General features: G+C 63.9%; 21 protein-coding genes. 11 read left to right on the forward strand and 10 right to left on the reverse strand.

Annotation, left to right across the window (positions count from 1 at the left end):
- Positions 1 to 108 precede the first annotated feature (108 nt).
- Complete coding sequence (locus ACVIGB_RS07590) at positions 109 to 477, forward strand: VOC family protein (RefSeq protein WP_456723184.1); 369 nt, start codon at positions 109 to 111, stop codon at positions 475 to 477.
- A 150-nt stretch (positions 478 to 627) separates the two neighbouring features.
- On the opposite strand, the gene ACVIGB_RS07595 is transcribed toward ACVIGB_RS07590, so the two are convergent.
- The 4 genes from ACVIGB_RS07595 to ACVIGB_RS07610 form a co-directional block, all read right to left on the reverse strand.
- Entirely contained in the window at positions 628 to 846 is a 219-nt protein-coding gene (locus ACVIGB_RS07595) for a hypothetical protein (protein ID WP_456723183.1), read from the reverse strand.
- A 53-nt stretch (positions 847 to 899) separates the two neighbouring features.
- On the reverse strand, positions 900 to 3,875 hold the full coding sequence (gene uvrA / locus ACVIGB_RS07600; protein ID WP_092114062.1) for an excinuclease ABC subunit UvrA: 2,976 nt from the start codon (positions 3,873 to 3,875) through the stop codon (positions 900 to 902).
- A gap of 317 nt (positions 3,876 to 4,192) precedes the next feature.
- Positions 4,193 to 4,852, reverse strand: coding sequence for an outer membrane protein (locus ACVIGB_RS07605; protein ID WP_456725221.1), 660 nt, complete (start codon positions 4,850 to 4,852; stop codon positions 4,193 to 4,195).
- Between the two features lie 316 nt (positions 4,853 to 5,168).
- Positions 5,169 to 5,915, reverse strand: a complete 747-nt coding sequence (locus ACVIGB_RS07610; RefSeq protein WP_456723182.1) for an outer membrane protein — start codon at positions 5,913 to 5,915, stop codon at positions 5,169 to 5,171.
- A gap of 445 nt (positions 5,916 to 6,360) precedes the next feature.
- On the opposite strand from ACVIGB_RS07610, the gene ACVIGB_RS07615 reads away from it, so the two are divergent.
- A complete protein-coding gene (locus tag ACVIGB_RS07615) occupies positions 6,361 to 6,855 on the forward strand; it encodes a single-stranded DNA-binding protein (RefSeq protein WP_092114064.1) in 495 nt (164 codons plus the stop codon).
- A 20-nt stretch (positions 6,856 to 6,875) separates the two neighbouring features.
- Here ACVIGB_RS07615 and ACVIGB_RS07620 read toward each other — a convergent pair whose 3' ends face one another.
- A complete protein-coding gene (locus ACVIGB_RS07620) occupies positions 6,876 to 7,244 on the reverse strand; it encodes a low molecular weight protein tyrosine phosphatase family protein (protein WP_456723181.1) in 369 nt (122 codons plus the stop codon).
- Between the two features lie 340 nt (positions 7,245 to 7,584).
- Here ACVIGB_RS07620 and ACVIGB_RS07625 point away from each other — a divergent pair, with 340 nt between their 5' ends.
- Together ACVIGB_RS07625 and gyrA are read left to right on the forward strand one after the other, a co-directional pair.
- The gene (locus ACVIGB_RS07625) at positions 7,585 to 7,983 is read left to right on the forward strand and encodes a DUF2306 domain-containing protein (protein ID WP_456723180.1); all 399 of its coding nucleotides are present in this window, start codon (positions 7,585 to 7,587) and stop codon (positions 7,981 to 7,983) included.
- Between the two features lie 235 nt (positions 7,984 to 8,218).
- Positions 8,219 to 10,945: a DNA gyrase subunit A gene (gyrA, locus tag ACVIGB_RS07630; RefSeq protein ID WP_092114068.1), complete on the forward strand. Its 2,727-nt coding sequence runs from the start codon at positions 8,219 to 8,221 to the stop codon at positions 10,943 to 10,945.
- Positions 10,946 to 11,369: 424 nt separating this feature from the next.
- On the opposite strand, the gene ACVIGB_RS07635 is transcribed toward gyrA, so the two are convergent.
- Positions 11,370 to 11,549 (reverse strand): hypothetical protein, encoded by a 180-nt coding sequence (locus ACVIGB_RS07635; protein WP_092114072.1) that lies wholly within the window; start codon positions 11,547 to 11,549, stop codon positions 11,370 to 11,372.
- A gap of 261 nt (positions 11,550 to 11,810) precedes the next feature.
- Here ACVIGB_RS07635 and ACVIGB_RS07640 point away from each other — a divergent pair, with 261 nt between their 5' ends.
- Together ACVIGB_RS07640 and ACVIGB_RS07645 are read left to right on the forward strand one after the other, a co-directional pair.
- A complete protein-coding gene (locus tag ACVIGB_RS07640; RefSeq protein WP_456723179.1) occupies positions 11,811 to 12,620 on the forward strand; it encodes a transglutaminase-like domain-containing protein in 810 nt (269 codons plus the stop codon).
- Entirely contained in the window at positions 12,617 to 12,808 is a 192-nt protein-coding gene (locus ACVIGB_RS07645) for a hypothetical protein (RefSeq protein ID WP_456723178.1), read from the forward strand. Before ACVIGB_RS07640 ends, ACVIGB_RS07645 begins: the two co-directional genes overlap by 4 nt.
- A gap of 82 nt (positions 12,809 to 12,890) precedes the next feature.
- Here the strand turns inward: ACVIGB_RS07645 and ACVIGB_RS07650 are convergent, their stop codons facing one another.
- A complete protein-coding gene (locus tag ACVIGB_RS07650) occupies positions 12,891 to 14,789 on the reverse strand; it encodes a potassium transporter Kup (protein ID WP_456725220.1) in 1,899 nt (632 codons plus the stop codon).
- Positions 14,790 to 14,943: 154 nt separating this feature from the next.
- Positions 14,944 to 15,201, reverse strand: a complete 258-nt coding sequence (locus tag ACVIGB_RS07655; protein ID WP_456723177.1) for a hypothetical protein — start codon at positions 15,199 to 15,201, stop codon at positions 14,944 to 14,946.
- Between the two features lie 267 nt (positions 15,202 to 15,468).
- Here ACVIGB_RS07655 and coaD point away from each other — a divergent pair, with 267 nt between their 5' ends.
- The 5 genes from coaD (at position 15,469) to queA (ending at position 18,615) form a co-directional block, all read left to right on the forward strand.
- Entirely contained in the window at positions 15,469 to 15,966 is a 498-nt protein-coding gene (coaD, locus tag ACVIGB_RS07660) for a pantetheine-phosphate adenylyltransferase (protein ID WP_092114077.1), read from the forward strand.
- A 46-nt stretch (positions 15,967 to 16,012) separates the two neighbouring features.
- Positions 16,013 to 16,576, forward strand: coding sequence for a peptidylprolyl isomerase (locus tag ACVIGB_RS07665; protein WP_173643492.1), 564 nt, complete (start codon positions 16,013 to 16,015; stop codon positions 16,574 to 16,576).
- Between the two features lie 6 nt (positions 16,577 to 16,582).
- Positions 16,583 to 17,023: a hypothetical protein gene (locus ACVIGB_RS07670; protein WP_456723176.1), complete on the forward strand. Its 441-nt coding sequence runs from the start codon at positions 16,583 to 16,585 to the stop codon at positions 17,021 to 17,023.
- Positions 16,999 to 17,463: a peptidylprolyl isomerase gene (locus ACVIGB_RS07675; protein WP_016846097.1), complete on the forward strand. Its 465-nt coding sequence runs from the start codon at positions 16,999 to 17,001 to the stop codon at positions 17,461 to 17,463. Before ACVIGB_RS07670 ends, ACVIGB_RS07675 begins: the two co-directional genes overlap by 25 nt.
- Positions 17,464 to 17,538: 75 nt before the next feature.
- Positions 17,539 to 18,615 carry a tRNA preQ1(34) S-adenosylmethionine ribosyltransferase-isomerase QueA gene (queA, locus tag ACVIGB_RS07680; protein ID WP_456723175.1) on the forward strand — a complete coding sequence of 359 codons (1,077 nt, stop codon included), beginning with the start codon at positions 17,539 to 17,541 and terminating at the stop codon, positions 18,613 to 18,615.
- A gap of 1 nt (position 18,616) precedes the next feature.
- Here the strand turns inward: queA and ACVIGB_RS07685 are convergent, their stop codons facing one another.
- On the reverse strand, positions 18,617 to 19,129 hold the full coding sequence (locus ACVIGB_RS07685) for a GNAT family N-acetyltransferase (RefSeq protein ID WP_456723174.1): 513 nt from the start codon (positions 19,127 to 19,129) through the stop codon (positions 18,617 to 18,619).
- Positions 19,130 to 19,414: 285 nt separating this feature from the next.
- Positions 19,415 to 19,606, reverse strand: a complete 192-nt coding sequence (locus ACVIGB_RS07690) for a hypothetical protein (protein ID WP_456723173.1) — start codon at positions 19,604 to 19,606, stop codon at positions 19,415 to 19,417.
- Positions 19,607 to 19,669: the final 63 nt, after the last annotated feature.

Raw genomic sequence — 19,669 nt, forward strand, 5'->3', positions numbered from 1 at the left:
CGGGACAGAGGTCGACGACTACGAGAAGGCCCCCGGATATCGCTTCGCTCATCCGGGCTACCGCTCTGATCCACGACGCATCGTCGTGGCCTAGGCAAAAGCAGACCCATGACTCAATTCAAGCCCGTCGGGTGGCCTTCCGTTATACCGCGAATTGTCTCGCACGATCTCGCCGGCTTGGCCGAGTTCTTGACAGACGTCTTCGGTGCGGAGGGCGAAGTTCGGTCCGGAGCACCAACGGAAATTCGCATCGGAGACTCGATCATCCTGATCAGCGACGGCGGAGGCGTCCGCGAGGCAATGCCGGCCTTTCTCTATGTCTACGTTGAGAACGCGGACGAGACTTATCGGCGGGCGATTGCGGCGGGCGCTGAATCGATCGAGACGCCTGCGGATACGCCTTATGGCGACAGACGAGCGACGGTCCGGGATTCCTGGGCAAACGTCTGGCAGATAGCTACCTGCCGTGGGAATTGAGATAGCGCGTAGGGCGGGTTAGCCCTAGGCGTAACCCGCCGCAATTTCGCAAAGGGATCGGTGGATTACGCTTCGCTAATCCACCCTACGAACTCATCCGGGCTACTTGCTAACAATTCTCGTTGGGCGGAACATAGGACGTGAGCCGGGCTAGGATCTAGTTTCGACCGCGTACACGATCATCTCGTGGTCGCCCACCTTAAAGCTGATCCGCCACACCCGCGATAATTCCGGCACCTGCTCCCATTCGCCCCAAGCTTTGGCCAGGTCTTTTCGTTTGGCTGGGGTTAGCCCTGGAAGCGCACCATCCGGAATCTGCGCAAGCGCCTGTGGTGCAAAGCCCTTGTAGTTGCTGTAGCTGCCCTGCACGGCACACGTCGACCCTCTGTAGCTCGCGACATATGTGTACAGAGGCACTCCTGCTACTCCGCCGCCTCGCTCGCTGAGCTCTTCCGCGGCTTGCTGTTCGCCTTCTTCAGCACCGGCGCCAGAAACTTGCCGGTGTAACTCCTCGGCGCCTTGACGATGTCCTCGGGCGGGCCCCAGGCGACGATCTCGCCGCCGCCGTCGCCGCCTTCGGGGCCGAGGTCGATCACCCAGTCGGCGGTCTTGATGACCTCGAGATTGTGCTCGATCACCACGACCGTGTTGCCCTGGGCTACCAGCTCGTGCAGCACCTCCAGAAGTTTTGCGACGTCATGGAAGTGCAGGCCGGTGGTCGGCTCGTCCAGGATGTAGAGCGTGCGGCCGGTGGCGCGCTTTGACAGCTCCTTGGCCAGTTTGACGCGCTGGGCCTCGCCGCCGGACAGCGTGGTGGCCTGCTGGCCGACATGGATGTAGTCGAGGCCGACGCGGTGCAGGGTCTGGAACGTCTCGCGCACGCGCGGCACCGCCTTGAAGAACTCGGCGGCTTCCTCGACCGTCATGTCGAGCACGTCGGCGATGCTCTTGCCCTTGAACAGCACCTCAAGCGTCTCGCGGTTGTAGCGCTTGCCCTTGCAGGTGTCGCAGGTAACGTAGACGTCGGGCAGGAAGTGCATCTCGATCTTGATGACGCCGTCGCCCTGGCAGGCCTCGCAGCGGCCGCCCTTGACGTTGAAGGAGAAGCGCCCGGGCTCGTAACCGCGCGCCTTCGCCTCGGGGAGGCCGGCGAACCATTCGCGGATCGGCGTGAAGGCACCGGTATAGGTCGCGGGGTTGGAACGCGGCGTGCGGCCGATCGGCGACTGGTCGATGTCGATGATCTTGTCGATGTGCTCGAGGCCCTCGATGCGGTCGTGCGGGGCCGCGCCTTCGCTGGCATTGTTCAGCTTGCGCGCGATCGACTTGTAGAGCGTGTCGATCAGCAGGGTCGACTTGCCGCCGCCGGAGACGCCCGTCACGCAGGTGAACAGGCCGAGCGGGATCTCGGCCGAGACGTTCTTCAGATTGTTGCCGCGGGCGTTGATGACCTTGATGGTGCGCCGGTGGTTCGGCGGCCGCCGGTCGGGCACGGGCACCGAAAGCTCGCCGGTGAGGTACTTGCCGGTCAGCGATTTCGGGTTGCGCATGATCTGGTCGGGGGTGCCCTCGGCAACGATGTGGCCGCCGTGCATGCCGGCGCCAGGGCCGATATCGAGCACATAGTCGGCAAGCCGGATCGCGTCCTCGTCATGCTCGACCACGACCACGGTATTGCCGAGGTCGCGGAGCCGCTTCAGCGTGTCGAGCAGGCGGGCGTTGTCGCGCTGGTGCAGGCCGATCGACGGCTCGTCGAGCACGTAGAGCACGCCGGTCAGCCCCGAGCCGATCTGCGAGGCCAGGCGGATGCGCTGGCTCTCGCCGCCGGACAGCGTGCCTGACGAACGCGACAGCGTCAGATAGTTCAGGCCGACGTCGAGCAGGAAGGTCAGGCGCTCGCGGATTTCTTTCAGGATGCGCGTCGCGATCTCGTTCTGCTGCGCATTCAGCGCTTCCGGCACGGTCTCGAACCATTCGCCGGCGCGCCTGACCGAGAGCTCGGAGATCTCGCCGATGTGCTTGCCGCCGATCTTGACGCACAGCGCCTCGGGCTTCAGCCGATAACCGTTGCAGCCGGCGCAGGGTACGTCGGAGAAATACTTGCCGAGCTCCTCGCGCGCCCATTCGCTCTCGGTTTCGCGGTAGCGGCGGTTGATGTTGGTGACGACGCCCTCGAAGGGCTTCTTGGTGTCGTAGGAGCGGACGCCGTCCTCATAGGAGAACTTGATCTCGTCGTCGCCGGAGCCGTGCAGCAGCGCGGCCTGCACCTTCTTGGTCAGGTCCTTCCACTTGGTGTCGAGCGTGAACTTGTAGTGCTTGCCGAGCGCGGTCAGGGTCTGGATGTAATAGGGCGAGGACGATTTCGCCCACGGCGCGATCGCGCCCTTGCGCAAGGTCAGCTCCTTGTCGGGGATGACCAGGTCCTCGTCGATATGCTGCTCGACGCCGAGGCCGCCGCACGCCGGGCAGGCGCCATAGGGGTTGTTGAACGAAAAGAGCCTGGGCTCGATCTCGGGGATCGTGAAGCCGGAGACCGGGCAGGCGAACTTCTCCGAGAACAGGATGCGCTCGGGCCCGCTCTTGTCGTGGATTTTTGCGGTCTTCTTCTTGTCCTCAGCCGGTGCCGCCGCCGGCGCGTCGGCGTATTCGATCACGGCGAGGCCCTCGGCGAGCTTCAGCGCAGTCTCAAAACTTTCCGCGAGGCGCTGGGAGAGGTCGGGGCGCACCACGATGCGGTCGACCACGACGTCGATGTCGTGCGGGAATTTCTTGTCGAGCGCGGGCGCCTCGGACAGCTCATGGAAGGTGCCGTCGATCTTGACGCGCTGAAAACCCTTCTTGAGGTACTCGGCGAGCTCCTTCTTGTACTCGCCCTTGCGGCCGCGCACGACCGGCGCCAGCAGATAGAGGCGGGTGCCTTCCGGCAGCGCCAGCACGCGGTCGACCATCTGCGAGACGATCTGGCTCTCGATCGGTAGCCCCGTGGCCGGCGAATACGGCACGCCGACGCGCGCCCACAACAGGCGCATATAGTCGTAGATCTCGGTGACGGTGCCGACGGTGGAGCGCGGGTTCTTCGACGTCGTCTTCTGCTCGATCGAGATCGCCGGCGACAGGCCGTCGATCTGGTCGACATCCGGCTTCTGCATCATCTCGAGGAACTGGCGCGCGTAGGCCGACAGCGACTCGACGTAGCGGCGCTGGCCCTCGGCGTAGATGGTGTCGAATGCGAGCGATGACTTGCCGGAGCCGGACAGGCCGGTGAACACCACGAGCTTGTCGCGCGGAATCTCGACGTCGATGTTCTTCAGATTGTGTTCGCGCGCGCCGCGGATCGTGATGGCGCGCGATGAGGAGCCGGCGGTCTGTTGGCGCTTCGCCTTGAGCACTTCATCCATAGCGACATTTCCGGGCGCATGATCGGGCGCCTTTTGGGCGCGCATCGCCGGTGCTGCCGGGACCTTGCGCCGATGGGTGAGAAGACTGGAACGTAGGAAGAACGGCCGACAATTTCCAGTGCTGAGTCGCATCCATCAACGGATAGTTTGCCTGTTGGCAGCAGCCGTCAGCAGGGCCCGGTTCCGCTGGAGCCTTTTCGACGCGTTTTCTTTACGCGAACCGGATCCACTTCGCTCGAAACCGCTCTGACGCAAAAAGGCCGGCGCGAGGCCGGCCTTTCCGTGGATCTGATCGCAGATCGATCTCAGTACTTGGCTTAGTACTTGGCGACGATCGGGCCGCCGAAGTGATAGTTCACGCCGAACTGGACGCTGTGCAGGTTGAGGTCGGGGGAAGGCACGCCGAAGTAGGTCTCGCTGCCGAGGCTGCGATACAGATACTCGCCCTTGACCGACCACTGCGGCGCGATGAACGCCTCGATGCCGGCGCCGACGGTCCAGCCGGAGTGGAAGTTGCTCTGCGAAGCGGTCACGCCTAGCGCGCTGACGCTGATCTTGTTGTCGACCCAGGCGTAGCCGCCGGTGCCGTAGAACAGCACCTTGTCGACGGCGAAGCCGATGCGGCCGCGCACGGTGCCGAGCGCGTCGACCTTGCTCTTCACGGTGACGCCGAGCGTGCTGGCCGAAGCGTCGACGTCAGCCCACGCGCCGTCGGCCTCGAGGCCGTACACGATGTTGCTGGTCTGCCAGTTGTAGCCGATGGTGCCGCCGGCGAAGCCGCCTTCCATCTTCGGATTGCCGGACTCCTCGCTGGCATAGCCACCGAAGCCGCCGATGTAGAAGCCGGTCCAGTTGTAGATCGCGGCCGGCGGCGGAGCCTTCACGTAAGGCGCGCGGGCTGCCATATCGGCGGCCATTGCCGGTGCAATTGCGCTGAGGGCAAACATGCCGGCCGATGCCAGCAAAACATTCCTGATTTTCAAAGTCCCAGTCCCATTTTCTTGTTGTCCCTTCAAACATTGAAGGGAACGTCACAGCAGTGTCGTGTGACGATCAGGTGTTTCTACATAGAAATCTTGGAAGTTGTGTATCCGTGAAACCACAATGCACGGAAAATGGCCGGCGCGAGGCGTGCGCTTGCTCGCAGCAAAGAAGCGCAAGGCCGGCGCTTGTGTTCGACCACGTTTGATTTGTGGCGCTGGTCCAGTGCGCTCGGCTGCGCAAACCGACCACGCAAACAAAAAGGCCGGCGCGAAGCCGGCCTTTCGTCTGGATCAAATCCGTGTCGCGCGATCAGTAGCGCGGAACCACCGGGCCGCCCCACTTGTAGTTCACGCGGACGGTGACGAGGTCGACGTCCTGGCGATCGCGGATGCTGCTGAACAGCGCGCCGGTCGGGGTGGTGAGGTTGTAGGTCTTGTCCTGCATGAACAGGTGGTCGTATTCGACACCGGCGGTCCAGTTCGGCGCGAAGCCGACTTCGATGCCGGCGCCGATGGTGCCGCCCCAGCGGGTGTCGCTCGCGCGGCCGGCAAGCACGCCGGTCGGCGTGAAGTAGGTGCTGAAGCGGTTGTCGGTCAACGCCGCGCCGCCCTTGGCGTACAGCAGCACGTTGTTGACGGCGTAGCCGATCTGGCCGGTGAACAGGCCGAACGCGTCGATCTTGCTCTGGTTGGTGAACAGGCCCGGGAAGATCGCGCTGTTGTTGCTGCCCTTCAGGTCAGCCCAGTCGCCCTGCGCTTCGAGGCCGAACACCCAGGTGCCCGACTGCCAGCGATAGCCGATCTGACCACCGGCAACGCCGCCGGTCGCATCATGGCAACCATCCGAGCCGAGCAGGATGCCGCCCGGGACCTGGTCCCAGCAATTGTGGCTCGAGCCCCAGCCGCCGTTGGCGCCGATGTAGAAGCCGCTCCAGTCATAGACGGCGGCAATCATCGGCGGCGGCGCCTTGGTGTAGGGGCGCGCGGCGAGATCGGCGGCCGCGGCCGGCGCAGCGAACGCAATCAGGGCAACCGTAGCGAGCAAAAACTTCTTCACAATCAAACCCCCAGCTTCCCAATCGGCTTCCAACGGTCCCGAAGCGCGATCTCAGACGCGAGCGCCCGTCTGATGGCTGGTACCTATACCCTGATTCAACCGGAAGCGCCGTCTCCCAAATGCAACACTCGCGGAAGAAGCGTCGACAAGGTAAGGTATTGATTTAACTTGCACTTTCGTAAGGTTCCGGAGCCCCCTGGTGGCTAAGACCGAAATCGGCGGCGCGCCATCGCCATCGGCCGCTTCTACGGCTGGTTGTGGCGAACAAAACTGGAACAGTGTCGGCTGTGGTGCTATATCTCGATAATCGTGGATAACCGCGCGACGGCGAGGGCAACGAGCCGGCACCGGCCGTATAGGTCATTCGCGACGCCTGCAAGTAAGTGGCGATGGTTGAGAGTGGCGGCCGATGTCCGGCGCCCGGTTTTTGAGTGGAGATGATGCGATGGCAGGAAGCGTGAACAAGGTGATCCTGGTTGGAAACCTCGGCAAGGATCCGGAAATCCGGCGGACACAGGACGGCCGTCCGATCGCCAATCTTTCCATCGCTACCTCGGAAACCTGGCGCGACAAGGGCACCGGCGAGCGCAAGGAAAAGACCGAGTGGCACCGCGTCGTGATCTTCAACGAGGGCCTCTGCAAGGTCGCCGAGCAGTATCTGAAGAAGGGCGCCAAGGTGTACATCGAGGGTCAGTTGCAGACCCGCAAATGGACCGACCAGAGCGGCGTCGAGAAGTACTCGACCGAGGTCGTGCTGCAGGGCTTCAACTCCAACCTCACCATGCTCGACGGGCGGAGCGGCGGAGGCGGCAGCTTCGCCGATGATGGCGGCGGCAGCGATTTCGGCTCGTCCGGTCCGGTCAGCTCGGCGCCGCGCCGTGCGGTCGCCGCCGGCGGCGGCAGCCGCAACAGCGACATGGACGACGACATCCCGTTCTGATGCTCGTTTCGCAAAACGGCCTACGGGGCGCGCTCGTCAGGCTCGTCTCGTGTGGTCGGTGCGGCCTGAGCAAGGAAGCGACCGACACGATTTTCAAGCATCCGGACCAAGACCGGATCCATGAACTCATAGTCGTCGGGAATGTCGAGACAGATGACGCGCTTGTTGTTTAGGTGAGACCGAAACCGGCTCCTGAGCTTGTTGCGATGGGTCTTCTCCATCACAAAAATGATGTCGGCCCAATCGATCTGTTCGGAGGACAGCAGGACGCTTGCGCCGGACGAGATGCCAGCCGAGTCCGTCTCGACGCCAGGCCACGTTGAAAAGACCTGCTCTGCAGTGGGACTGCGCAGGCGGTTAGCACTGCAGACGAATAGGACGTTGGTCATGTGCTGTCGAAGCCAACTTGAGTGCGGGCATCTTTGCGCGAGGTTGGCCGGAATAGGTACGGAAGCAGCGCTTTCTGGGCAACGGGTTGGCCGAAGCTTCTACTATTCCGTCGGTCGGCGTTTCCGTGAAGGTCATTTCCCGGAGTGGCGCTATGATTTGCCGCCATAATTTTCTCATGTGAATTATGAGGATAACTATCTAACCTATCGCCAGAGCGTGCTTATCTGACGGGAACCAGCGCAAGTTCCCCAGACTTTGACACAGGCCAATGTGAATGATATTTACATTGGCCTGCGGCGAGCGACGTCTGGCCGTGAGCTTCACTCGAGGGCTGCCATCATGAGCCTCGCGCCATTGCTCGACGCTGCGCCTGCGATCCCGCTCCATGCCTTTGCCGCGATGGCGGCCTTCGTGCTCGGCTCCATCCAGCTCGCCGCACCGAAGGGCACGCTACCGCACCGGACACTGGGCTGGATCTGGGTGATCCTGATGCTGGTCGTTGCCGGGAGCTCGTTCTGGATCCATCAGATCCAGCTGGTGGGCCCGTGGAGCCCGATTCACCTGCTGTCGATCTTCTCGCTGGTCATGCTGGTGCTCGGCGTGACGGCCGCGCGGAGCCACAATGTCCGCCGCCACAAGTTCACGATGATCGGCATTTTCTTCGGCGCGCTGGTGATTGCCGGCCTGTTCACCTTCATGCCCGGGCGGATCATGCACGCCGTGGTGTTCGGGCACTGAGGGAAGCGAAATCGCGAATGGCCGGCGGCGAATTGCGTACGGGGAACCCGTGTTCCATGCGCAATTCGCCGCTCACGATTCGCTTCCCGGGCCAAGCCGCGGCCGAAACCGCAAACAAGCCCGTAAGTGCATGAAAAAACGAAGGGAAAAACGGCTTGCCGGAGCCGCGCAAGGGTGGTTATCAGGCCCCTGATGGTCTATATGATTCCCCAGCAGAACTGACCGGATTTCCCCTTTGTCCGAACCCGAAGACGACAAGCCCGGCGAGCCGCCGGTGCCCTCAGATATTCGTCCCGTTTCCATTCTCGACGAGATGAAGAAGTCCTACCTCGATTACGCGATGAGCGTGATCGTGTCGCGTGCGTTGCCCGATGCGCGCGACGGGCTCAAGCCGGTACACCGGCGCATCCTCTATTCGATGCATGAGCAGGGACACACGCCGGACAAGAAATACGTCAAGTCCGCGCGCGTCGTCGGCGACGTGATCGGTAAATATCATCCGCATGGCGACCAGTCGATTTACGACGCGATGGTCCGCATGGCGCAGGATTTCTCGCTGCGGGTGCCGCTGATCGACGGCCAGGGCAATTTCGGCTCGGTCGACGGCGATCCGCCGGCGGCCTATCGATATACCGAGGCACGGCTGACCAAGGCGGCGCTTGCCGTTCTGGCCGACATCGACATGGACACCGTCGATTTCCAGCCGAACTACGACAACTCGGAGAAGGAGCCGGCGGTTCTGCCGGCCCGCTTCCCGAACCTCCTGGTCAATGGCGCCGGCGGCATCGCAGTCGGCATGGCGACCAACATCCCGCCGCACAACCTCGGCGAGGTCGTCGACGCCTGCGTGGCGCTGATCGACAATCCGGCGCTCACGATCGACGAGTTGATCGACATCATTCCCGGACCGGACTTCCCGACCGGCGGCATCATCCTGGGCCGCCAGGGCATCCGCTCGGCCTACCATCTCGGCCGCGGCTCGATCGTGATGCGCGGCAAGGTGGCGATCGACACCATCAGGAAGGATCGCGAAGCGATCATCATCACCGAGATTCCCTATCAGGTGAACAAGGCGACGATGGTTGAGCGCATCGCCGATCTCGTGAAAGAGAAGAAGATTGAGGGCATCGGCGACCTGCGCGACGAGTCCGATCGTGACGGCTATCGCGTCGTCATCGAGCTGAAGCGCGAAGCGGTGCCCGACGTGGTGCTGAACCAGCTCTACCGGTTCACGCCGCTGCAGACCAATTTCCCGGCCAACATCCTGGCGCTGGATTCCGGCCGTCCGCAGACGATGAATCTGAAGGACCTGCTCACCATCTTCGTCGCGTTCCGCGAGCAGGTGGTGACCCGGCGGACCAAGTTCCTGCTCGGCAAGGCCCGTGATCGCGCCCACATTTTGGTCGGCCTTGCGATCGCGGTCGCCAACATCGATGAGATGATCCGTGTCATCCGAACCTCGCCCGATCCGAACACCGCGCGCGAGGCCCTGATGTCGCGCGACTGGCCGGCGCGCGACGTCGAGGCGATGATCACGCTGATCGACGATCCCCGGCATCGCATCAACGATGACGGCACGCTCCGGCTGTCGATGGAGCAGGCCAGGGCCATCCTCGATCTCCGGCTGCAGCGCCTGACCGCACTGGGGCGGGACGAAATTTCCGAGGAGCTCGACAAGCTCGCGGCCGAGATCGCCGATTATCTCGACATCCTGCGCTCGCGTGCCCGCGTGCAGGGCATCGTCAAGACCGAGCTCGCCGAGGTGAAGCAGCAGTTCGCCACCCCGCGCAAGACCGTGATCATCGAGCAGGAAGGCGAGGTCGAGGACGAGGACCTGATCCAGCGCGAGGACATGGTCGTCACCGTGTCGCATGCGGGCTACGTCAAGCGCGTGCCGCTGTCGACCTACCGGGCGCAGCGCCGCGGCGGCAAGGGCCGCGCCGGCATGCAGACCCGCGACGAGGATTTCGTCTCGCGGCTGTTCGTGGCCTCGACCCACACGCCGGTGCTGTTCTTCTCGTCGCGCGGCCAGGTCTACAAGGAGAAGGTCTGGCGGCTGCCGATGGCGGCGCCAAACGCACGCGGCAAGGCGCTGATCAACATCCTGCCGCTGGAGCAGGGCGAGCGCATCACCACGATCATGCCGCTGCCGGAGGATGAATCCTCCTGGGGCAATCTCGACGTGATGTTCGCGACCACCAGCGGCACCGTTCGCCGCAACAAGCTGTCCGATTTCGTCGACGTCCGCCGTTCCGGCATCATCGCCATGAAGCTCGGCGAGGGCGAGGCGATCGTCGACGTGCAGATCTGCACCGAGCGCGACGACGTGCTGCTGACCGCCGCCGGCGGGCAGTGCATCCGCTTCCCGGTCACCGATGTGCGCGTCTTCACCGGCCGTACTTCGATGGGCGTGCGCGGTATCGCGCTGGCCGAGGCCGACAAGCTGATCTCGCTGGCGATCCTGCGCCATGTCGAGACCACCTCGGACGAGCGCTCAGCCTATCTGAAGATGCGTCGCGCGGTGGCTGGCGAGGCGACGGCCGAGGAGCCCGCGGATGCCGAGGGCGAGGAGACGGCGAACGCGATCCAGCTGTCGCAGGAGCGCTACGCCGAGCTGTCGGCGGCCGAGCAGGTTGTGCTCACCGTCTCCGTCAATGGCTTCGGCAAGCGGACCTCGTCCTACGAGTACCGCACCACCGGCCGCGGCGGCAAAGGTATCGTCGCGATGAGCGTCAACAACCGCAACGGCAACCTCGTGGCGTCGTTCCCGGTCGAGGACGCCGACCAGATCATGCTGGTCACCGACAAGGGGCAGCTGATCCGTTGCCCGGTGGCCGACATCCGCGTCGCTGGCCGCTCGACCCAGGGCGTGATCGTGTTCGATACCGCCGAGGACGAGCATGTCGTCTCGGTCGAGCACATTCCGGAGGAAGAGAACGGCGCGAACGGGAACGGCGAGTAGGGTCGTTCCCGAGCGTGGTTCGTTGCATGCGGCTCGAGGTTGGGGCCACGCCAGGTTGACTGGGGCCCCGCCAGGTCGATTGATGCCTGATTGCTCGGGCGCGCAGGGCTGCGCCCGTGGGTCGTTTCGGCGGGCTTCGAGACCTTGCGTCTATGTTAGAAGGGCGACCCGTTTAGGGCGCCTGGGGGGCAGATAGCATTGTGAACAGAGCGCTATCGCCGTCCCGTTGCGCTGTTTCGCGTGACGTCGCGTAGCCGTGCACGAGCTCCAAGCCGCCTTCGGAAACATGCCATTTCCAGCGAGTGGGCTCTTTCTGCGCACTCACGACAACCTCCAGGAGGCGAACGCGGGTTTGTTTGGCCATCTTGCCGACATGCGTCTTGGTTGGCCCGCTTGCGAGCGGGCCCAATCTGGTCGGCAGGAGTTACTTCTTCTTCCTCGGCGGCGGAGGATTGATCTCGGCGATCTTGCGCAGGCAATCGGCTTCGGTGTCGTGCGGGCCGGTCACGAATGTTCCGCTGACTTTTGTGGAATACCAACCTGAGGTCACGCCGAGGCGCACGGACTCTTCAGTCTTGACGTGACGAGGCGAGAGATTTTGCATGAAGGTCTTTCGGTGAGTGCGTTCGAATCTGTCTCGAACGTACGGAGGAGGCTTTCAACCATCCGACTCGAACATTCGTCGGGTTCGCCTCGCGCTGGCAAGCCGCGCCAGCCGGCAAGCGTCGTCGTTCCTGCGCGCGATTGCAGCAAATAGCCAGCACTTTCTCGCGCGATACGAGTATTTGTCCGATCAGGCAGATCGTACCTTGTATTCGACCGCATCGTCGCCATGTCGATAGGACAAACAGGGAATGTGTTTCGAATGAAGCTTCGCGTCGGATTCGAAATGCACTACGAGTTTCCCCAGCCGACGCCCATGATCATGGTGCTGGGCACGCATTTCACGCGCGCGTCCGACATCATCATCCCCGACCACCTGACCACCACCCCCGCGGTGCCGATCACGCCGTATCGCGACGGGTTCGGCAATTGGTGCAGCCGTATCGTTGCGCCGGCCGGTCCGATGCGCCTGGCGGCCGATGGCGTCGTGCGCGACAGCGGTGAGCCTGATCCGGTGTTTGCTTCGGCCGGCCAGCACGCGGTCGAGGACTTGCCGGCGGACACGCTGGTCTATCTGCTTGGCAGCCGCTATTGCGAGACCGACCGGCTTTCGGAAATCGCGTGGAAGCTGTTCGAGGGCACGCCGCCGGGCTGGCCGCGGGTCCAGGCCATTTGCGATTTCGTCCATCGCCACATCGCTTTCGGCTACGAGCACGCCCGCGCCACCAAGACGGCGCGGGAGGTCTTCGACGAAGGCAAGGGCGTGTGCCGCGACTACGCGCATCTCGCCATTACCTTCTGTCGCTGCATGAACATTCCGGCGCGCTACTGCACCGGCTATCTCAGCGATATCGGCACTCCGCTGCCTTGGGCCGCTGGAGATTTCGCCGGCTGGTTCGAGGCCTATATCGGAGGCCGCTGGCATATGTTCGATCCGCGCAACAACGTGCCGAGGATCGGCCGGGTCCTGATCGCACAGGGACGGGATGCCTCCGACGTTCCGATCACCCAGACGTTTGGGCCAAACACGCTGATTTCGTTCAAGGTCTGGACCGACGAGGCCGCTTCATGACGGATGATACCCAGGCCCTCAGTTCGGACGAGTTCGCCTCCCTGGTCGAGGTCGGCAAGGGCGAAGCCCAACGGGAGATTCCCCAATTGCACGGGGAGCGCCTTGTCGGTCTCGGCTACGCAGTCAGACGGCTCGGTGAACTCGGCCTGACCGCATCCGGTGTTCGTCGTCTCGCGGTCGGCAAATAGATCTCCAGGCCCTCGGATGTCCGTGTCCGATTGGGGGTCCCGGATTGTGCTCCGCTCCATCCGGGCTACGTGAGCCGCTCGATCAAATCTCGATCTCCGTGCCGAACTCCACGACCTGTCCCGTCGGCACGCCGAAGAAGGCCGCGGAGCGCTCGGCGTTGCGTTGCAGGAAGGCGAACAGCGATTCTCGCCACACCCACATGCCTGGCACGTCCTCGCGCGGGATGATGGTTTCACGGCCGATGTAGTAGGTCACGTCGGAGAGGTCGATGCCGGGCAGCTTGCCCTGCCGGCAGGCGAGCTGCAGCCCTTCGTAGATCGTCGGGTACTGCATGAAGCCGTAGTGCAGGATGATCCGGGTGATGCCCGGGCTGATCTCGTTGACGTCGGCGCGTTCCTCGTCGGGAATCCGCGGCCGCTCCTCGATCTGCACGGTGACCAACAGCACGCGCTGATGCAGCACGTGATTGTGCTTGACGAACTGGGTCAGTGCGAGCGGCACCCCGTTGGGGGCCGAGGCCAGGAACACGGCGGTGCCGGGCAGGCGGGCGCTGCACTTGTTGACCGCGGTCTCGATCAGATCCTCCTCGGGCTGGCGCAGCTTGCCGCGCGCCCTTTCGACCAGCTTGACGCCGCCGCGCCAGGTCAGCATCAGGAACGCCACCGCGGCCGCAAGCAGCAGCGGGAACCAGCCGCCCTCGAGCAGTTTCTCAGTGTTCGCCGCAAAGAAGATCGCATCGATGATGAAGAAGAAGCCGTTCACGGCGATCACGATGATCGGCGAATAGCCCCACTGGATCGCGACCAGGGCCGCGAGCAGCGTGGTGATCGCCATCAACAGCGACACAGCGATGCCGTAGGCGCCGGCCAGCGCGTCCGAGGTGCCGAAGGCGAGCACGGCGCCGAGCGTCGCGGCCGCGAGCAGCCAGTTCACCAGCGGCACGTAGATCTGTCCGATCGCGTCGCTCGTGGTGTGGCGGATATGCATCCGCGGCAGGAAGCCGAGCTGGATCGATTGCTGGGTCAGCGAGAACACACCGGAGATGATGGCCTGCGAGGCGATCACGGTGGCGACGGTCGCGAGCAGGACAAGCGGGTAATGCGCCCAGTCGGGGGCGAGCTGGAAGAACGGGTTGTCGATCGAGCCCGGGTCGTTGATCAGTTCACCGGCCTGGCCGAAATAGTTCAGCACCAGCGCGGGCAGGCAGATCGCGAACCAGGCGAGCCGGATCGGAAAGCGGCCGAAATGCCCCATGTCGGCATACATCGCCTCACCGCCGGTGACGGCGAGGAACGCGGCGCCGAGGATCGCAAAGCTGACGTGGAAATCCTGATGGATCAGGAAATCGAACGCATAGAACGGGCTCAGTGCGACCAGCACGCCCGGCGCCTTGACGATGCCGTGAATGCCGAGCGCTGCGAGCACGGCGAACCAGAACAGCATCACCGGGCCGAAGATCTTGCCGATGAAGCCCGTGCCCTGCTTCTGCATGAAGAACAGGCCGATCAGGATCACGACGGTGAGCGGCACCACCGCCGGCGCCAGCGAGGGCGCGTCAACCTTCAGGCCTTCGATCGCCGACAGCACGGAAATGGCCGGCGTGATTGCGCCGTCGCCATAGAGCAGGGCGGCGCCGACCAGACCGACGACCAGCAGATGGGCGCGCCAGGTGCCGGGCGCCGCGTTGCGAGCCGAGAGCAGCGCCAGCAGCGCCACGATGCCGCCTTCACCGCGGTTGTCCGCGCGCAGGATCAGCATGGCGTATTTGACTGAAATGATGAGGATCAGCGCCCACAGGATCAGCGAGACCGTGCCCAGCACGGCAGTTTGGCTGAGCGGCCCGCCATGGGCGGCGGCCTTGGCGGCTTCCTTCAGGGCGTAGAGGGGGCTGGTGCCGATGTCGCCATAGACGACACCCAGGGCACCGAGCGTGACGGCAAACGGAATCGGGCTGGTTGGAGGATGGCCAGAAGAAACGATGGCGGGCGTACTGGTCACGGCAATCCCCCGATGGCTTGCGCCCGCCGGGTCATCCGGTCGGGCGCCTTAGACGATAGTCTGCGACGGGACGTCGCAAATTACCATTGGGTTTTGTGTGACGGCCGGAAGTGACGCCTTGACGGGGCAGAAGTGACTACGGGGTGCGGTCGGCGGTGACGAGGCGGGCTTCGCGAACCACCATCTTGTTGCCGGCGCTGCGCAGACAAGAGGCCTCGAAATTCGGCCAGGCCTGCTGCGAGCAATCCTTGCCGACCGGGTGGATGTCGAGACGGTCGCTCTTGGCGAGCGGCTGCGGGGTGGAGGCTGCGACCTGCGGCGCAAAGCCCGGCAGAACGGTGAGCGCGGCGGCAATGAACGCGGCAACGGCGATAGCGGAAAGTGCCTTGATCATGACGGTCCCCATATGATCGGGCCCCCCGGGCCCGTCGTTTCGTTGTCCAATGTCTACCGGCCGGACGTTTCCTGGTGTCTTCGCCAGGGTGGAAAATGGTTTCATCGCGGGCCGGTTTTGTTTCGTCCGCCAGCGGCCGACGAAACATTCACCCACGTAGACGCTGGCATCCCAGCACTCGTTCACTGGACGAGGAGAGATTTATTTCGCGCAACGGGTGGAACCCGGGCGGCTTGCCGGGACGAGCCGGGCAGGTTAGGAGGGACCATGTCTCGTATCGCGCTCTATCCCGGCTCCTTCGATCCCGTCACCAACGGCCATCTGGACGTGGTCCGGCAGGCGGTCGGCCTGTGCGACCGCCTGGTGGTCGCCGTCGCCATCCATGCCGGCAAAAAGCCGCTGTTCTCGACCGAGGAACGGCTGGACATGTTGCGCGAGGTGTGCGGCCCGATCGCACAGCAGGCGGGCTGCGCCTTCGATTGCACCACCTATGACAATCTGACGGTGACGGCGGCGCGCAAGCTCGGCGCGACCATCATGATTCGCGGCCTGCGCGACGGCACCGATCTCGACTACGAGATGCAGCTCGCCGGCATGAACGAGGCGATGGCGCCCGAGGTGCATACCGTGTTCGTTCCGGCATCGGTCGCGGTCCGCCCGATCACCGCCACACTGGTGCGCCAAATCGCCCAGATGGGCGGCGACTTCTCTGCATTCGTGCCGTCATCAGTCGCCGCTAGCCTGAAGGCCAAGTTCGCCGGCTGATGCCTGCGGCCTGCCACACCCAGAACGTCAAAGGTCCGGAGTTTCCATGATCCGCATTCTTGCATTCGTTGCCGCGCTGCTCTGCGTCGTGCCTGCTGTCGCGCAGCCGCTGCCTGCCAATCTCGACAAGGCCAATGCGATCGTGATCGACACCACCAAGGGCCGCATCGTCATCAAGCTGCGCACCGACATCGCGCCCCAGCATGCCGAGCGCATCAAGCAGCTGGCGCGCGAGGGCTTCTACAACAACGTGCCGTTCCATCGCGTGATGGATGGCTTCATGGCGCAGACCGGCGACGGCCAGAACTTCAACGGCACCGGCGGCTCGAAATATCCGAACCTGAAGCAGGAATTCTCGCAGGTCCCGTTCAAGCGCGGCATCGTCGGCATGGCCCGGCGCGGCGACTCTGTCGACAGCGCCAATTCGCAGTTCTTCATCATGTTCGCCGACGGATCGAGCCTCAATGGCCAGTACACCGTGGTCGGCGAGGTGGTGTCGGGCATGGACGTGGTCGACAAGCTGAAGAAGGCTCCCGCGGGCTCTCCCGGCGGCGCCGTCACCGATCCCGACAAGATGGTGAAGGTGCAGGTCGCATCCGACATCAAGTGATCGGCGATGGCGGCGCGCAGCAAACCATTTGCCTGGTTCGCCGCGCCGCTGGTGCTGTGGCTCGCGCTGACCGGATCGGTGGCGGCCGAGCCGGAGCAACTCAATACGATCAAGGACGTTGTTCTGGCGATCCATCGCTGCTGGCGGCCGCCGGCGGCGGACAAGGCCGGCCCGATCGACATTACCGTCATTGTCAGCTTCAACCGTGAGGGCGCGATCCTCGGGCATCCCAGGATCAGCTATGAATCGCAGGACGCGACCGACAACGACCGGATTGCGTACCGGGTCGCCGTGATGGAGGCGTTGCAACGCTGCACGCCGATGCCATTTACCGAGAGCCTGGGCGGCGCGGTTGCGGGTCGCCCATTCGCAATCCCGTTCAGGAACAAGAAATATCCACCCCGAAGCCAGGAGAAGCGAGCATGGCTGCTACCGAAAATACTCTGATCCTCGAAACCACGCAGGGCCCGGTCACGATCGAGATGCGCCCGGATCTCGCGCCCGGACACGTCGCGCGGATCAAGGAGCTGGTGCGCGAAGGCTTCTACGACGGCATCGTGTTCCACCGCGTGATCGACGGCTTCATGGCGCAGACCGGCTGCCCGCAGGGCACCGGCATGGGCGGCTCCGGCAAGAAGCTGAAGGCCGAGTTCAACAAGGAGCCGCATGTCCGCGGCACCGCCTCGATGGCCCGCGCCGCCAATCCGGATTCCGGCGACAGCCAGTTCTTCATCTGCTTCGACGACGCCTCCTTCCTCAACGGCCAGTACACGGTCTGGGGCAAGGTCACCGAGGGCATGGAGAACGTCGACAAGATCAAGCGCGGCGAGCCGGTGAAGGATCCGGACAAGATCGTCAAGGCGCGCATGGCCGCCGACGCGGCTTGAGCTGAACACTTCGTCATTCCGGGGCGTGGCGAAAGCGACGTACCGGAATGACAACGTTGAAGTTACAATCGCGCCATGCGCACCGATCTCTTCGATTTCGAACTGCCGCCCGAAAGCATCGCGCTTCGCCCCGCGAGCCCGCGCGATTCCGCGCGGATGCTGGTGGTGCATCCGGACGGCGTGCTGCGCGACGCCACGATCGCGGACCTGCCGCATTGGCTGGAGGCGGGCGATCAGATCGTCGTCAACGACACCAAGGTGATCGCAGCCCAGCTCAAGGGCCGCCGCATCGGGCGCGAGACCGAGCCGAAGATCGAGGCGACCTTGATCAAGCGGCTCGACGGCTCGCGCTGGCAGGCGCTGGTGAAGCCGGCGAAGAAGCTCGCGCCCGGCGACACCATCCGCTTCGGCAATGAGGGCAAGGTCTGCCTGCTCGGCAATCTCGATGCAGAGGTCGAGGCCAAGGGGCAGGAGGGCGAGGTGACGCTGTCATTCTCGTTCCATGGTCCGGTGCTCGACCAGGCCATCGCCGATGTTGGCGCCACGCCGCTGCCGCCCTACATCGCCTCCAAGCGCACGCCCGACGACCAGGACGTCAGCGATTACCAGACCATGTTCGCCGCCAATGAAGGCGCGGTCGCGGCACCGACGGCGGGGCTGCACTTCACGCCGGCGCTCGAGGCAACACTGAAGAGCCGCGGCGTCCAACTGCATCGCTTGACGCTGCATGTCGGGGCAGGGACCTTCCTGCCGGTGAAGGCCGATGAGACCTCCGAACACAAGATGCATGCCGAGTGGGGCTGCATCACCGCCGAGACCGCCTCTGCCCTGAATGCGGCGCGCGCAAAGGGCGGCCGGATCGTCGCGATCGGCACCACGTCGCTGCGGCTGCTGGAGAGCGCTGCCAATGCCGACGGCACCATCCAGCCGTTTGCGGCGGAAACCTCGATCTTCATCACGCCGGGCTATCGCTTCCGCGCGGTCGATATCCTGCTGACGAACTTCCACCTGCCGCGCTCGACGCTGTTCATGCTGGTCTCGGCCTTTTCCGGCCTCGAGACGATGCAGCGTGCCTACGCGCACGCGATCAGCGACGGCTACCGGTTCTATTCATACGGCGATGCCTGCCTGCTGTTTCGGGCGGGCGGGTAGTTCACGCACGAGGCTCAAGCTGCGCGCAGAGATAGCGCACCGTCTTCGCGCTGCCGTCGATCGTGGCCCGGCCGACCTCCTCGAAGCCGAGCGAGCTGTGGAATGCGTCCGACATCGGGTTCGGTGGTTCGACGTTGACCTCGCAGACGACATGGCCGAGGTCGCGGCGCGTAGCCTGCTGGAACACCTCGCGGTAGAGCAAGCGCGCCAGCCCGTGCCGCCGCCGCGCAGCCCCAACGACGATTCGATCGACATAGATGAACCGGTCCATCTGGCGGCGAAACCAGCCGAAATGCGTGCCGTCGTAATCGTCGCAATGCGCAAACGCCAATAGCAATGCGGCGGAAGGCGGGACGAACAGCGCGATCGATGCGGTATCGATCAATTGCGCGAAACGCGCCCTCGTCAGCAGCGAGGTCTCCCGTGCGCTGGCGTTGTTCAGGTGCAGGAGGTCTTCGCGCTCAGAATGAGTGTGAAGGTCTCTGATCTCGAACTGTTCGGATGAGGAATGCATATCGGGAAGCGGTCCATCGGCAACGCATCGAAGTGGGTTACGGCAGCTCGTCCGATGCTGCGACTTGAGCGAGTTTCACTGGGCATGCCCGTCAGACGTCAACCTTGAACCCGAGGTCAATTTCGGACGCAGGCAAACTTCTGCGCAAACCCCAATTGTCGGATGGAACCTCGATCAGAACGGTCTTGATCTCATTCGCGGGCACCCCGAGGGGGAGAGGTTCGCCACCACGGCGCCGTAGAGGGCTTTCTTGGCGGCCAGCGATCGTCCGGAAAACAGGAGTATCTAGATCCGTGTGTAGCGCTCCGATCGGCCGGTGGGAACGATCCGGGCGGCGTCGTCATAGAGGTCGAGCACGACATCGCGGTCATAGTCCGGGATTTTCAGCGCCGCGAGCAGGGCGTCCTGGACGGCTTCAATCACTTTAGCTTCGATGCCGCGGGCCCAAATGCCGGTCGTGATCCGAGTGCTTGGCATAATACGTCCTGCTCTTGTCTGTCGCCGAACGATCCGGCGGATCACGGGGTGGGCTACGCCTTG

Source organism: Bradyrhizobium sp. USDA 4341, assembly GCF_054063755.1.